Source organism: Aeromonas sp. 96A (assembly GCF_051919165.1).
GTDB classification, from domain to species: Bacteria; Pseudomonadota; Gammaproteobacteria; order Enterobacterales; family Aeromonadaceae; genus Aeromonas; species Aeromonas veronii.
Genome location: NZ_JBQBFE010000001.1, coordinates 4,436,417 through 4,451,780, shown reverse-complemented (window position 1 = coordinate 4,451,780; position 15,364 = coordinate 4,436,417). Strand labels below are relative to the sequence as shown.

Annotated in this window: 9 protein-coding genes; 7 read left to right on the top strand and 2 right to left on the bottom strand. The window is 57.3% G+C overall.

Translation table 11 applies throughout. From position 1 onward, the window contains the following. Positions 1-70: 70 nt before the first annotated feature. The 3 genes from dsdX (at position 71) to ACTG2W_RS20635 (ending at position 3,240) form a co-directional block, all read left to right on the top strand. Positions 71-1,408, top strand: a complete 1,338-nt coding sequence (dsdX, locus tag ACTG2W_RS20645; RefSeq protein ID WP_106842592.1) for a D-serine transporter DsdX — start codon at positions 71-73, stop codon at positions 1,406-1,408. Between the two features lie 16 nt (positions 1,409-1,424). Continuing rightward, positions 1,425-2,756, top strand: coding sequence for a D-serine ammonia-lyase (locus tag ACTG2W_RS20640; protein WP_106842593.1), 1,332 nt, complete (start codon positions 1,425-1,427; stop codon positions 2,754-2,756). A gap of 307 nt (positions 2,757-3,063) precedes the next feature. Then, a complete protein-coding gene (locus tag ACTG2W_RS20635; RefSeq protein WP_005337712.1) occupies positions 3,064-3,240 on the top strand; it encodes a hypothetical protein in 177 nt (58 codons plus the stop codon). Between the two features lie 72 nt (positions 3,241-3,312). Here the strand turns inward: ACTG2W_RS20635 and icd are convergent, their stop codons facing one another. Further along, positions 3,313-4,566 carry an NADP-dependent isocitrate dehydrogenase gene (gene icd / locus ACTG2W_RS20630; protein WP_005347179.1) on the bottom strand — a complete coding sequence of 418 codons (1,254 nt, stop codon included), beginning with the start codon at positions 4,564-4,566 and terminating at the stop codon, positions 3,313-3,315. 156 nt (positions 4,567-4,722) lie between these two features. Continuing rightward, positions 4,723-5,598 (bottom strand): AraC family transcriptional regulator, encoded by an 876-nt coding sequence (locus ACTG2W_RS20625; protein ID WP_106842594.1) that lies wholly within the window; start codon positions 5,596-5,598, stop codon positions 4,723-4,725. Positions 5,599-5,714: 116 nt separating this feature from the next. Here ACTG2W_RS20625 and manA point away from each other — a divergent pair, with 116 nt between their 5' ends. The 4 genes from manA to ACTG2W_RS20605 all read left to right on the top strand — a co-directional run bounded on the left by manA (position 5,715) and on the right by ACTG2W_RS20605 (position 15,285). After that, positions 5,715-6,905 carry a mannose-6-phosphate isomerase, class I gene (manA, locus tag ACTG2W_RS20620; RefSeq protein WP_106842595.1) on the top strand — a complete coding sequence of 397 codons (1,191 nt, stop codon included), beginning with the start codon at positions 5,715-5,717 and terminating at the stop codon, positions 6,903-6,905. Positions 6,906-7,543: 638 nt separating this feature from the next. Further along, complete coding sequence (locus ACTG2W_RS20615; RefSeq protein ID WP_440016518.1) at positions 7,544-10,240, top strand: GH92 family glycosyl hydrolase; 2,697 nt, start codon at positions 7,544-7,546, stop codon at positions 10,238-10,240. 55 nt (positions 10,241-10,295) lie between these two features. Beyond that, positions 10,296-12,698, top strand: coding sequence for a GH92 family glycosyl hydrolase (locus ACTG2W_RS20610; RefSeq protein WP_440016517.1), 2,403 nt, complete (start codon positions 10,296-10,298; stop codon positions 12,696-12,698). A gap of 61 nt (positions 12,699-12,759) precedes the next feature. Continuing rightward, on the top strand, positions 12,760-15,285 hold the full coding sequence (locus tag ACTG2W_RS20605; protein ID WP_106842598.1) for a GH92 family glycosyl hydrolase: 2,526 nt from the start codon (positions 12,760-12,762) through the stop codon (positions 15,283-15,285). The last annotated feature ends 79 nt before the right edge of the window (positions 15,286-15,364 follow it).

Sequence of the window (15,364 nt, the reverse complement as noted above, 5' to 3'; positions counted from 1 at the left end):
TTGTCAGCCCCGCCTCATTTTCATTCAATAGCGCATAAACAATCACACACAACAGATGTCGAGGCGCAGTATGAGTTCAGAGGTATGGGTCATCGCTACCTTGCTAAGTAGCATCGTTCTTATCGTGGTCACCATAGTGAAGGGCAAGGTGCATCCTTTCCTTGCCCTGCTGCTGGCAAGCTTCTATGTGGGCACCCTGATGGGGATGAACCCAGTCAACATGGTCAATGCCATGGAAGCGGGCATTGGTGGCACGCTCGGCTTTCTCGCCGCCGTCATCGGCCTTGGCACCATACTCGGCAAGATGATGGAGGTGTCTGGCGCGGCTGAGCGCATCGGCCTCGCCCTGCAGAGATGCCGCTGGCTCTCGCCGGATGTCATCATGGTGCTGGTGGGTCTGGTGTGCGGCATCACCCTCTTTGTCGAGGTCGGCGTGGTGCTGCTGATCCCGCTGGCCTTCTCCATCGCCCGCAAGACCAACACCTCGCTGCTGACCCTGGCCATTCCGCTCTGCACCGCCCTGATGGCCGTGCACTGCATCGCACCGCCGCACCCTGCTGCCCTCTATGTCACCAATCAGCTGGGCACCGATGTGGGTTCTGTCATCGTCTATGGTCTGGCGGTCGGCCTCTTTGCCTCGCTTATCGGCGGCCCCCTGTTCCTGAAACTGCTGGGCAACCGGATTCCGTTCAAGGAGGTACCCGATGCCTTTGCCGACATCAAGGCGCGCGATGAGGCAACTCTCCCGACCTTAAGCGCCTCGCTCTTTACCGTGCTGCTGCCCATCCTGCTGATGCTGGCCAAGACGGTCGCCGAGCTCAATATGGAGCACGCCAGCCACCTCTACACCGTGCTGGAGTTTATCGGCAACCCCATCACCGCCATGTTTATCGCCGCCTTCACCGCCTACTACGTGCTGGGGATCCGCCAGCAGATGAAGATGGAAGGGCTGCTCAACAAGACCGAGGAGTGCTTCTCCTCCATCGCCAATATCCTGCTCATTATCGGGGCAGGCGGCGCCTTCAACGGCGTGCTCAAGGCAAGCGGGCTGGGCGATAGTCTGGCTACTATCCTCTCCCAGCTGGATATGCCCCCCATTCTACTGGCCTGGCTGGTGGCCATCGTGCTGCACGCCGCCGTGGGCTCCGCCACCGTCGCCATGATGGGCGCCACCGCCATCGTCTCCCCCATCATGGTGCACTACCCGGATATCAGCCCGGAGATCATGACCCTGGCCATCGGCTCCGGTGCCATTGGCTGCACCATGGTGACCGACTCTCTGTTCTGGCTGGTCAAGCAGTATTGCGGTGCCACCCTGAACGAAACGCTCAAGTACTACACCACCGCCACCTTGGTCGCCTCCCTGATGGCGCTGGCCGGTACTTTCCTGCTCTCCTTTATCGTGTAACAAGACCGAGAACACTATGAAAAACATCGACGTCCAACAGCTCACAGCGCAATTTCCACTGGTGCAATCCCTGATCGCGCTTGAGCCAGTCACCTGGTTCAACCCCAACACCACCACTCTGGCTGCCGGTCTGCCCTATGTGGGGCTCGATAACAACAATGTTGTGGACGCTTCCGCCCGCTTGACCCGCTTCGCCCCCTACATGTGCGAAGCCTTCCCCGAGACCCGCACCAGCAACGGCATTCTGGAGTCCGACATCGCCGCTATTCCGGCGATGCAGGCTACGCTCAACCAGCGCTACGGGGTCGAGGTCACCGGTCGACTGCTGCTGAAAAAAGATAGCCACCTGCCCATCTCCGGCTCCATCAAGGCGCGAGGTGGTATCTACGAGGTGCTGACTCACGCCGAACAGTTGGCGATCAAGGCTGGTCTGCTGCGGGAAGAGGATGACTACCGCAAACTGTTCAGCGACGAGTTTCGCCAGTTCTTCAGCCAGTACAGCATCGCGGTAGGCTCCACCGGCAACCTTGGCATGTCCATCGGCATCATGAGCGCCAAGCTCGGCTTTACCGTCACCGTCCACATGTCTGCCGACGCGCGGGAGTGGAAGAAACGCAAACTGCGTGAACATGGCGCCATCGTTGTCGAATATGCCGAAGATTATGGAGTTGCGGTGGAACAGGGGCGCAAAGAGGCCGAGCGCGATCCCAACTGTTTCTTTATCGATGACGAGAACTCCCGCACCCTGTTCCTCGGCTACTCGGTGGCGGGCGAGCGGGTGAAAAAGCAGTTCGACCAGATGGGTATCAAGGTGGATGCCGACCACCCGCTGTTTGTCTACCTGCCCTGCGGCGTCGGTGGCGGCCCGGGCGGGGTGGCCTTTGGTCTCAAGCTCGCGTTCGGGGATAACGTTCACTGCTTCTTCGCCGAGCCCACTCACTCCCCCTGCATGTTGCTGGGGGTCCACACCGGATTGCACGATGCCATTGCGGTGCAGGATATGGGCATCGATAACCTCACCGCAGCCGACGGCCTCGCGGTAGGTCGCGCCTCCGGCTTCGTCGGCCGCGCCATGGAACGACTGCTCGATGGCTTCTACACCCTGAGCGATCAGGAGATGTATGACCTGCTGGGGCTGCTGGCGCGCGATGAGCAGACCACACTCGAACCCTCCGCTCTGGCAGGTATGGCCGGCCCGTGGCGGGTGGCTGCCAATCCCGAGTGGCTCACCGGGCGCGGTTGCGATGCCGCAACCATGGCACAGGCCACCCATCTGGTGTGGGCCACCGGCGGTGGCATGGTGCCCGCCGAAGAGATGGCAAAGTACCTGGCCAGCGCCAAGATCTAGCTGTTTTGCCACTTTTATCTGCAAATCAACCCGCCATCACGGCGGGTTTTCTGTTTTGGGAACAAGGAGATGGGGCAGTTCTGTCGCAATCCATGGCGACAATTTCCCCAAGTTGGTCAGTTTGTGCTAAAATGGCGCTCATTTTTTGACATCTCGCGTCACGTTCGCCGCCAGATTGCCCATCGGGCTCTCTGCCCGGGTCGTGACTTTGCACCATCATGCCTGATGATGTTCCCCCCAGGATGAGCCGACAGGCTCCCGTCACGGTGGGCACCCTCAAGGGCACATGAGATAAGGAGATCGGGTAATGAAACAATATCAAAGCTGGCTGGGAGATTATCTGATGAGCCGACGTGACGGAGATCACGCGATGGCTTCGGAACTTGCCAACACCATCTGCGCCTTCTGGAAGGCCCAGGGTGATGAAGCAGAAACCAGCAAATGGCAGCAACGCTATCAGCAACACGTAGAGCAGGCGCAATAAGCCCCTTCACTCTTTCGCGATAAAAAAACCGGCGCACATGGCGCCGGTTTTGCGTTTCTGGCAAGCAGCAGATTACATCTGGTCGATCATGTCCTGAGCAAACTGGGAGCAGGAGCGCAGGGTGGCCCCTTCCATCAGACGCTCGAAGTCATAGGTGACGGTCTTGTTGCGGATCGCCGCTTCCATCCCCTTGATGATGAGATCGGCCGCTTCGACCCAGCCCATGTGGCGCAGCATCATCTCGGCGGAGAGGATCAGGGAGCCCGGGTTGACCTTGTCCTGACCGGCATACTTCGGCGCAGTACCGTGGGTCGCTTCGAACAGGGCCACGCCGTCACCGATGTTGGCACCCGGCGCGATACCGATACCGCCTACCTGAGCGGCCAGCGCGTCGGAGATGTAGTCGCCGTTGAGGTTCATACAGGCGATGACATCATACTCGGCCGGACGCAGCAGGATCTGCTGCAAGAAGGCATCGGCGATGACATCCTTGATGACGATGGTCTTGCCGGTTTTCGGGTTCTTGAAGGAGCACCAGGGGCCGCCGTCGATCAGCTGGGCACCGTACTCGTTCTGAGCCAGAGCATAGCCCCAATCCTTGAAGGCACCTTCGGTGAACTTCATGATGTTGCCCTTGTGCACCAGGGTCACGGAGTCGCGATCGTTGTCGATGGCATACTCGATGGCGGCACGCACCAGACGCTCGGTACCCGCCTTGGACATCGGCTTGATGCCGATACCGCAGGACTCGGGGAAGCGAATTTTCTTCACGCCCATCTCGTTTTGCAGGAAGGCGATCACCTTGTTCGCTTCGGCGCTGTCGGCCTTCCACTCGATACCGGCGTAGATGTCTTCGGCGTTTTCGCGGAAGATCACCATGTCGGTCAGATCAGGACGTTTCACCGGGCTCGGGGTGCCGTCGTAGTAACGCACCGGGCGCAGGCAGATGTAGAGATCCAGCTCCTGACGCAGGGCTACGTTGAGGGAGCGAATACCGCCACCGACCGGAGTAGTCAGCGGGCCCTTGATGGCCACGCAATATTCACGAATGAAATCCAGGGTTTCGGCCGGCAGCCAGGCACCTTCGCCATAGACATGAGTCGATTTCTCGCCGGTATAGATCTCCATCCAGGCGATCTTGCGCTCGCCCTTGTAGGCTTTCTCGACCGCAGCATTCACCACATTCAACATGGCCGGGGTTACGTCAACACCGATGCCATCCCCTTCAATAAACGGAATGATCGGATGGTTGGGAACCTGCAGCTTGCCGTTGGCATCGACTGTGATTTTCTGACCCTGGGTCGGGATTACTACTTTGCTTTCCATCGGCATCTCCTAACTTCCGTTTGTTATCAACTTGTTTGTTGCGCGCGGCCATCTTAGCCCATTCATTTTCATAATAAAACGACAAGAAAGCATGTCAGACCAAAGAGGTAGCCACCCGCCAGTGCGCCGTCACCACGCCTCTCCGACCCAGCCCAGTTATCCCTCCAGCTCGCTGGCCACCGCCTGCGGCTGACTCAGGGAACGATACTGGGAAGGGGTCAAACCGCTCTTCTGTTTGAACACCCGGCAGAAGTAGTTCACGTCGGTAAACCCGCAGCGATTGGCGACCTCTTCGAGACGGAAGCGATACTTTTTCAGCATGAACTTGGCCCGCTCCAGCCGCACCCAGCTGATGTAGTCCGCCAGCCGCATGTGCCCCTGCTGGCGGAACAGGCGTGAGAGATGGCTTGGGGAGAGATTGAAGCGGGCGGCGATGCATTCGCGACTGATGGGGCGGTGGAAATTTTCCTGAATGTAGATGCAGATGCCGTGAAAAAGATCGGAGCCACGAGGACGACCGTTCTCCGACTCCACCAGCAACTGCCGTGAGTAACTGAGCAGCGCCTGCAGCAGGTGATTGTCCATCGGTGCCCTTATCGGCTCCTGCGCAAGGGTGTTGAGCGAGAGCAGTATATGATCGAGCGCCCGTCCGGCACCGGCCTGAATACTGTGCTTCTGCACATCGAAGAAGCCGGTGTCTCCCTTGTGCTTGCTCACCAGACTGAACCCTATCTGACGCTTGCCGAACAACAGGCTGAGCACGGAACAATCATTGTCCCAATCCGGCTTGTTCCAGCCGTTGGGGGGAATGTACATCGCCTCCCGTGGCCCCATCTGTACCGACTGCACATCCCCTTCCGGGGACCAGATCTGGTTGAGATAGTGGCCGCTGAAGACCAGCTCGAGACGCGGAAAATTGACCTGATAACTGAAGCAGGGAGGCACCCCTTTGTCAGAGGCAAACAACACCTTCTCAAAGCCGCCCCCCTCACTTAGAAAGCCGTCCAACAGCTGGGTAAAGATGATACTCATGAATGATCCTGATCAAGATGCAGAGAGCAACCGATTGCGGTGCGCTGCCCCTGCCATGCTATAGTCCGCGCCAGACTGAAATTTCCAAAAAATCGTTCTGATACAAGGAGCCATCCATGAGCTACCCGCCGTTTTTTCTAATGTGCAACCCGATCCAGGATTATGTCTGGGGCAGTCGTGATTCCCTGACCACGCTGTTTGGCATCAAAAATCCCGAAGGCAAACCACAAGCTGAACTGTGGATGGGCGCTCACCCCAATGGCTGCTCCGAAGTGACCCTGGCAGGCGAGACCGTGAAGCTTTCCAGCCTGATTGACGCCAACCCCGTCGCCATGTTGGGCGAAGCTACCCAGGCTCGTTTCGGCTCACTCCCCTTCCTGTTCAAGGTGCTCTGCGCCGAGCAGGCGCTCTCCATTCAGGTGCACCCGAGCAAGGCACAGGCCGAAGCCGGTTTTGCCAGAGAAGAGGCCGCCGGCATCGATATCAAGGCGAGCAACCGCAACTACAAGGATCCGAACCACAAGCCGGAGCTGGTCTTTGCCCTCACCCGCTATCAGGCGATGAACGGCTTTCGCGCCATCCCGGCCATCCTGGTCCTGTTCGATCGCATGGCGCTGCCCGCACTGGTCGACCTGACCGCGGTGCTGCGCCAGTCACAGGATGAAGCTGGCCTGCAGCACTTCTTCCACCAATTGCTGATCCTCAGCGGTGATCGCAAGGACGAGGCGCTGGCTGGCCTGCTGGCCTATGCCGCCGCCCATCAGGATGAAGAGACTTTCGCCACCATCAGCAAGCTGGCCAACCAGTACCCGGGGGATGTGGGGCTCTTCTCGCCATTGCTGCTCAACGTGGTAACACTTGAGCCGGGTCAGGCGATGTTCCTCGATGCCCAGACCCCCCACGCCTACATCCACGGCACTGGTCTAGAGATCATGGCCAACTCCGACAACGTGCTGCGTGCCGGTCTGACCCCCAAATACATGGATGTGCCGGAGCTGCTGGCCTGCACCCGCTGTGTCGCCAAACCGGACGACCAGATCCTGCTCACCCCTCGCATGGAAGGCACAGTACAGCACTTCGACGTGCCGGTACCGGACTTCACCTTCAGCGTATATGGCGCAGGCGAACATGCCCTCACCACCGGCAATGCCGAGATCCTGTTCGCCATCGATGGGCCCATCACCCTCATTGGCCAGGATGGCGAGCGTCTGACACTGACCATAGGGCAATCTGCATTTGTACCCGCCAGCACCGGCGATTATCACGTGACGGCTGAAGGGCGTTTTGCCCGCGCCAGCAACCGCTGATCCTGGTGGGCCATCGGCTCATCACCCTCTGTTCAAAGGGCCCTGCAGGGCCCTTTTTTCAGCTCATCTGACCATGTGGAGCCTGGTACGACTCACAAAATCGGTCATTTAACTCAATGTCGCAGAATAACACGCTGACTTATAATGATTAATATCATTTAGCCTCCGTGGTCACGCCACCCTGCGGTTATGCGAGCCAGCTCACACCCTTCCCCACACGTCATAAAAATCCAGTTAATGCCATTTTTTTCCTCTGTCCCAGGATATTAATCAACGAAATAATAGAAACCGTTAATTTACAGGCAGCAGGAAAAACATTTAAGCGCATTTATATATTCCAGATGTAACACAGCTCAGCCACTTATTTCATAAGTGTAAGGGGCGATTTTTTAAATCAGGCTATGGGTGCCTGTTATTTTCCTGCACATTTATTTTTCCGCCTGTATGGCCAGATTGTTTTCACGATCCATTTTATCTGGCTGATATTCCCCCCGACACCCTCTATATCCAGTGACAGTCGGGGTAATACATGCAGATGGCTATCTCATCAGGCAGATATTCATTGGCCGGCCCGGCATTCTGCATTATCTGTTTTGATACGTTCGATACCCTACTTTCATTAACCTGTGGCGACAAATATGAAACTGAAACGTTCCCTGCTCGCGTGTGCCGTACTGGCTGGCCTGATTGGTATATCCGGTTGTCAAAATGACTCGGATTCCGCTGTCGATAACAATAAAGAGACTAACATCTCCCGTTACGTCAATCCGTTCATCGGCACAGGTAATTTGGGCAACACCTATCCCGGCGCCACGACCCCGCATGGCATGGTGCAACTGTCGCCCAATAATGGGGCCAATGGCTGGGAATATATCTCCGGCTATTACTACCACGACAACCGCCTCGCCGGGTTTTCCCACACTCACCTCTCGGGGGCTGGAGCTGGAGATCTCAACGATATTCTGGTGATGCCGATCAACTCACGCTCCAATTTCATGCTGAACGAGGGGTCGGCCTCACTGAATCTGGAAGCCTCCCGCTACAGCCACAAGGATGAAGAGGCAACGGCGGGCTACTACAAGGTCAATCTGAAGGATTACGGGATCAAGGCCGAGCTGACCGCCTCGGATCGAGTGGGTGTTCATCGCTACACCTTCCCGCAAGATAAAAAATCGGAAATCGTGGTCAACCTCGGCTTCAAGGTCAACTGGGACTACACCTCCGACTCCTATCTGAAATGGGACAAAACCCACAACCGGATCGAGGGCCATCGCTTCTCTGACGGCTGGGCCCCCAGCCAGAAAGAGTTCTTCGTGATGGAGTTCGACCAGCCCATCAAAAACATCCGCTTCGCCTACTTTGACAAAGACCAAAACCGCTATCTGGATCTGCCGGAAGGCATCACCGAAATCGGCAACGAAACCCGTGGCAAATATCAGTACGCGCGTGCCTATGTTGAATTCGATACCGCGCAAGCCGGTTTGACCGTCGAGGCAAAAGTCGCGCTATCCAACGTCGAGATCGGCCGGGATGGCAACGCTGGCGCCTCACTCAACATGACCGAAGTGGCCAATATGTCATTTGACGATGCCCGTCAGGCTGCGACCCAAAAATGGGAAAAGGAGCTGGGCAAGATCCGGGTCAGTGGGGATGAGGAGTACAAACAGACCTTCTATACCGCGCTCTATCACACCTATCTTGGCCAAACCATTCACTCTGATCTGGACGGGCGTTACCGTCAGGTGCATCAGGGGCGCAACGCCTATCCGGATGGCAACACACCGTGGGGCGAGCAGATCGATACCCTCAAGGAGTCGGTTCGCACCGCCGATGCCAACCGGGATGGCAAAGCGGACTTTACCCGTTACGACACCTTCTCCCTGTGGGACACCTACCGCGCAGTACAACCCCTCTCGTCACTGCTGGAGCCGGATCGCCTCGCCGATGTGGTGCTCTCCATGCTCTCCTACGCCGAGGAGGAGTGGATGGACGATCTGGGCAACCTGCGCAAGGGCAGATTGCCGGAGTGGACCTTCAAGGGTAACGAGACCGGCATGATGATGGGGATGCACTCCACGCCGGTGATCCACGACGTGCTCTCCAAAGGCTCTCTGGACAGACGGATGATCGCGCTGGGCTTCAGCGATGCGGAACGTCAGGAGATCAAGGAGCGACTGGTGACCGCCATGATCACCGACGCCCGCGCAGCCACCAGCCAGGGGGTCGCCTGGATCAAGGAGTACGAGCAGCAAGGCTATGTGCCTGCCCAGTTGCATGACACTCCGCCGGGCAATGACTGGGAATCGCACTCCCCCTTCAAAGATGCCTGGACCTCCTCCTACTCGCTGGAGTACTCCATGAATGACTGGGCGATCGCCCAATCGATCAAGACAGTATTTGGCGGAAGTGACCCACGCTATCAGGAGTTTGCCGATCGATCCAAGAACTGGCAGGCGCAGTTTGACTTTGGTGGCAAGCAGTACAAGGGGTGGTTCAAGGCCCGCGACTACGCTGGCAACTTCATTGATGCCGGTTGGGTAGACCCGAAAACCGGCCGGGCAGTGGGCAAGGATTGGCGCCCCGACATGTTCAACTGGTCATTCGCCGAGTCCAACGGCTGGCAATACGCCTTCAGCGTTCAACATGACATTCATGGCCTGGTCGATCTGATGACCCGGTTCGACCAGACCCAGAATCCTCAGGCCAAACGGGGCGAACTGTTTGCCAAACGGCTGGACGAGTATTGGAGCACCTATCCGGATCGCAACGCTGGCGACAACCAGTTCCCGGTATTCAACACCGGCAACGTGGGACAGCATGTGCAGGGCAACGAGCCCGATATCCATGTGCCCTACCTCTACAACTACGTAGGACAGCCCTGGAAGGGACAGGCCGCCATCGTGGCAGCCACCAACGTCTGCTACAAGAACACCCCTGACGGCATCTGTGGCAACGATGACTTTGGCACCCTCTCTGCCTGGTTCGTGTTCCGCGCGCTGGGCTTCTTCCCGGTCAATGCCTCCTCCGGCATCTACGAGATTGGCACCCCCATGTTTGAAACCGCCTCGCTCGATGTGGGCGCTGGCAAGCAGTTCACCGTCACGGCCCAGAATGTCAGCCGCGACAACATCTACATCCAGTCCGCTCGCCTCAATGGCAGCGAGTTCAATCGCAGCTACCTCACCCATGAGGAAATTCTGAGTGGTGGCAAGCTTGAATTCGTGATGGGCGATAGCCCCAATCAGAACTGGGCCAGCCAGCCGGAAGATCTGCCGCCCGCGCAAGGTATCGGCACCTTCCTGCACGAAGGCGACCTGCCTGCCGGCTCCCGTTAATCACCTGTTCGGGGGAGGGCTTCCTCCCCCATCACCACTCAAAAATGGAATGACCATGTTCAAGTGCAATCTTCTTTCTCTTGCGGTGATTGCCGCGCTGACCGGTGGCATCGCCGGTTGCAACAGTGAGAGCGAGTCTACCGCTATCGAGAAACCGGTAACTCCAGTTGTCGATCTGTCGGTACTGAAATACGTTGACCCCATGATAGGCACCGCCGCATCAGGCCACACGTTCCCCGGTGTCACCCGCCCTGCCGGCATGGTGCAGCTCTCGCCGGATACCTTTATTGGCTCCAACACCGATCATGAGAGCGGACTCAACCCCTGGCACTCAGCCTCCGGCTACTGGGACTCTTCCAATTACCTCACGGGCGAGATCGTCGCAACCGATGTTCCGCTCTACGGCTTCTCCCATACCCATCTCTCCGGCACCGGCGCCACCGATCTGGGCGACATTCTGGTACTGCCCTACGCCGAGATGGCCGACGTCCAAATAAACGCCTTTGACAAAACCAATGAACACGCCAGCGCCGGTTATTACCAAACCAGACTGAACAAGGGGGAGATTGAAGTTGAGCTGACCACCACCAAACGGGTCGGTTTGCACCGTTACACCTTCGCCAAAGGAGCGGATCGCAATGTGAAATTCGATCTGGGCCACACTCTGCTCAACAACAACGGCCAATCGCTGAAAAACAAAATCGAAGTGGTGGATGAGTACACCCTGCGTGGCCGAAAAACCTCCACTGGCTGGTTCCAGGGACAGAACCATCAGGGCCAGAACATCTTCTTCTACGCCAAATTCAACCAACCTGTGGCCAGGGCCATGCTGGGCGAGCAGGACAAGATGCCCACCCGGGAGATGCGCCCCAACAGCGTCTATCAAGGGGATGACCTGACCGCCTACCTCAATTTTGGCCAGGGTGACCAACCGCTCGAGATCCGGGTCGGTATCTCGGCGGTGAGCTGGCAAGGAGCACAGAAGAATCTGGAGGCGGAAGCCCCCACCTTTGACTTTGCCAAGGTGAAGTCAGACGCCGAATACGCGTGGGCCGAAAAGCTGACAACACTCAAAACTGAAGGGGGGACGGAGACCGAGAAGACCAACTTCTACACAGCCCTCTACCACATGATGATCGCCCCTATCGAGCTCTACGATGTGGATGGCAAGTATCTTGATATGCAAGGCACCCTGCGCACCCTGCAACCTGGCGATACCCCCAACTACTCCATCTACTCGACTTGGGATACCTTCCGCGCCGTTCACCCCATGTGGACCATCATGGACCCGCCACAGGCGACTCTCTACGCCAAGGATCTGATCCGCAAATCCAACGTGGAGTTCGGCCTACTGCCCAAATGGGAAGGCCACGGCTCGGAAACCGGCACCATGATTGGCTACCCCTCGGCGGCCATCCTTGCCGATGCGGTGACCAAGGGGCTGATCGATGCGCAAGAGGCACTGGAAGCCTCGGTCAAATCGGCCCACTACCGGCCTGCCGATTACCCGCAGATCCATGACGACATCCTGAGCTCGCTGATGGCCGGTCAGCTCAGCTATCACGAGAAAGAGCAGTGCGTCCGTTATCCCAACTGGAACTCGGTCTCCTACTCGCTGGAGTTCTCTTTCTACGACTGGACCATCGCCGAGATGGCGAAAGCCGCGGGCGACATGACCACCTATCAGGAGTTCAAGGCACGATCCTACAACTCGCTCAAACATTGGGATCCCCAGGCTGGCAATGCCGATGGCAAAGGCTTCTTCGTACCGACCGAGCTGAAAAACGGTGACCCGTGCGCCCTGAAATACGCGCCAGCCGATTTCGATCCCTACAAGTCGGATGCCTTCTACTACACCGAGGGCAACGCCTGGCAGTGGCAGTGGTCCTTCATGCAGGATCTCGACAAGCTGACCGAGATCATGGGTGGCCAGCAGGGACTGAACGACAAGCTCGACAACCTGTTCAATGCCGACCCCAACGGGGGCGAAGCACATCAGGACATGACCGGTTACATCGGGCAGTACATTCATGGCAACGAGCCCTCCCACCACGTCATCTATCTCTACAATCGCACCGCCCAGCCCTGGAAAGCACAGGTGTACCTCGACCGGGTCTATAAGGAGTTCTACAAAACCACCCCGGATGGCCTGATCGGCAATGAAGACGTCGGCCAGATGTCGGCCTGGTACATCATGAGTGCCATGGGCTTCTATCAAATCTCCCCGGGCGACCCGACCTACACCATCGGTCGTCCCATCTTCGACAAGGTCACCATCAACCTGCCCGACGGTCAGTTCAACGTGGTAGCGCAGAACAACAGCCCGGACAACCTCTATGTCAAAGAGGTCACCATCAATGGAAAGCCACTCAACCAGTACAACACCTTCGCCCACAGCGAGATCCGTCCCGGTGGTGAGCTGCGCTTTGTGATGACCAATCAGAAACCGACCCCGTAACTTTGCAAGCGGCAAGCCACCAAGTTTGCTGCTCTTTCATTTTCGGCACTCAGGAGCAATGATGTTCAAACCCCACACCCTGGCCATCGTGGTGACCACCCTGCTTGGTCTTTATGGCTGCAACGCAAACGATGAGACCACTACCGACAATGAGCGCCCCGACAACCCCCTGCAGGTGCTGCAATACGTTGATCCCCTGATCGGCACCGATGGCTTGGGCAATGTCAATCCGGCCCCCGTCATGCCGGAAGGCATGATCCAGCCGGGCCCGGACAACTGGAACCCGGCCAACTGGAATGGCAAAGGATCTCCTTCCGACTATCACCATCATCTGGCCAAACTCTCCGGCTTCAGCAGTACCCATATTTCAGGGGCAGGCAAGGGAGATCTCAATGATTTTGCCTTCCTGCCCTACACCGGCAGCAATACCGACCCGGTCACCATCAACAAGACGAGCGAACTGTCGGAGGTGGGTTATTACAAAGCAGATCTGGTAGAGACCGGCATCAGGGCCGAACTCACCGCCACCCAGCGGGTCGCCTTCCACCGTTACAGCTATCCGGCGGGTGAAGATCGCAAAGTCCAGCTTGATCTGCAGCACGAGCTGCTGGAGCAGTACGGTAACCACTCTCGCAACATTTACTACAAGCGGGTGAGCGACAACGCAATTGCCGGGGCCAGAACCAGCAACGAGTGGGGGCAGTGGCAAACGGTCTTTTTCTATGCCGAGTTTTCCGAGCCGTTTGTGGATCAGACCCTCTATGTCGATGGCAAATTGAGCAGCGACACCGAGGTGGGGTTGGCCGATTACATCGGGTATGGCGAAACCAGACCCCGGGTACGGGATGTGGTGACCCAGCTCAACTTTGCCAAAGGGGAACGGCCCATCACCATGAAGATGGCCATCTCGGGCACCGGCATTGAGGGGGCCATGGCCAACCTGCGCGCCGATGAACATGACTACCGCTTCGATCAGGTGGTGCAGGAGAACAAGCAGGCATGGGCGAAAGTGCTCAATAAGTTCACCCTGGAGGGTGGCAGCGATGCCGACAAGACGATGTTTTATACCTCGCTATATCGCACCTACATCGCCCCCTTCGTCTATCAGGATGTGGATGGCCACTATCGCGGGATGGATGGCAAGGTGCATCAAGCCAAACCGGGCTTTACCAACTACTCGGTCTACTCCATGTGGGACACCTTCCGCGCCGCCCACCCGCTGAAGACCATCATCGAAAAAGAGCGCGCCATCGACTATGTGCACGACCTGCTCAACAAATATAAAACCGGCGGCATCATGCCCAAATGGGAGCTGCACTCCGACTATACCGGCGAGATGGTCGGCTACCCGGCGGTCTCCATCATCGCCGACGTCATCGTCAAATACCCGGATGCATTCACACAGGAAGAGATAAAGCTGGCGCTGCAGGCGGCCAATGTCTCCGCCAACTTTGACCTCGCGCTGACCAAAAGCTGGGTGCCCTATCAGGATCCCTGGAACGGCGACAAGCGCTTCACCGTGATGACCCGTCACGGCCAGTATGCCGAGCAGCACGGCTATGTCCCCGCCAACGTCAAACTCAAGCCGGAAGAGGGCGGCATGGCGCAGGACAAGTACGATGAACTGGTCAACGAGTCCGTCTCGTACGGTGTCGAGAATGCCTACTATGACTGGTGCATCGCCCAGCTGGCCCGACTGGCTGGCGACAAATCCGCCGAGAACCGCTATCTGGCCCGGGCGACTACCTGGCGCGCCTATTTTGACTACAACCCGGCGCAATATGGCAAATATGGCGCGACCGGCTTTATGCGCCCCAAAAATTACGATGGCAGCTGGGTCAACAATTACCCCTCCTGCGCCATCGATAAAAACGGCAATCCCGTTACACCACCACAAAACTGTGACACCAACGACAGCAGCCGTTATGACATCTTCTGGCCCTATCGGGCCGAGCACAGGGGGCAGGACTTTACCGAAGGCAACACCTGGCAGTGGAGCTGGTTTGTTCCCCACGATATCGAGGGGCTCAAAGAGGTGATGGGGGGCGAGGAGGGATTCCGGAAGAATCTGGATGCCCTCTTCACCGCCAACTCCAACGCTGATACCTCGCAAGGGGATATGACCGGCTATATCGGGCAGTTCGTGATGGGGAACGAACCGGATCACCATGTTCCCTATCTCTATAACTGGACCAAGGAGCCGTGGAAAACCCAGGAGTATGTGGATCAGGCGGTGCGCAGCTTCTTCCACCCGACCACCACAGGGCTGATTGGCAATGAGGATGTGGGGCAAATGTCCGCCTGGTACATCATGAGTGCGCTGGGCTTCTATCAGGTCACGCCGGGGCTCCCGGTCTACACCATAGGTCTGCCACTGTTTGACAAGGTGATCATGGATATCGATGGCGGAAAATTCACCGTGATCGCCGAAAACAATGGCACCCAAAATATCTATGTGGAATCGGTCACCATCAATGGCAAACCATTGGGGGAAAACCTGACGTTCAATCACAGCGATATTCGTGCCGGTGGTGAACTGAAATTTATCATGACGGCGCAAAAACCGATCCGCTCAGATAATAAATAACCATCATGCACTATCAATATATGTTCAGGCCCAAAGCTTCCTTTGGGCCTCTTTTTTGTTCACTAACAAAAATGTTCAA

Excerpts from the sequence above, each read along its gene's own strand:
- ACTG2W_RS20605 (WP_106842598.1), top strand. The coding sequence starts at position 12,760 with ATGTTCAAACCCCACACCCTGGCCATCGTGGTGACCACCCTGCTTGGT.
- ACTG2W_RS20615 (WP_440016518.1), top strand. The coding sequence starts at position 7,544 with ATGAAACTGAAACGTTCCCTGCTCGCGTGTGCCGTACTGGCTGGCCTG.
- manA (WP_106842595.1), top strand. The coding sequence starts at position 5,715 with ATGAGCTACCCGCCGTTTTTTCTAATGTGCAACCCGATCCAGGATTAT.
- ACTG2W_RS20635 (WP_005337712.1), top strand. The coding sequence starts at position 3,064 with ATGAAACAATATCAAAGCTGGCTGGGAGATTATCTGATGAGCCGACGT.
- icd (WP_005347179.1), bottom strand. The coding sequence starts at position 4,566 with ATGGAAAGCAAAGTAGTAATCCCGACCCAGGGTCAGAAAATCACAGTC.
- ACTG2W_RS20625 (WP_106842594.1), bottom strand. The coding sequence starts at position 5,598 with ATGAGTATCATCTTTACCCAGCTGTTGGACGGCTTTCTAAGTGAGGGG.
- dsdX (WP_106842592.1), top strand. The coding sequence starts at position 71 with ATGAGTTCAGAGGTATGGGTCATCGCTACCTTGCTAAGTAGCATCGTT.
- ACTG2W_RS20640 (WP_106842593.1), top strand. The coding sequence starts at position 1,425 with ATGAAAAACATCGACGTCCAACAGCTCACAGCGCAATTTCCACTGGTG.
- ACTG2W_RS20610 (WP_440016517.1), top strand. The coding sequence starts at position 10,296 with ATGTTCAAGTGCAATCTTCTTTCTCTTGCGGTGATTGCCGCGCTGACC.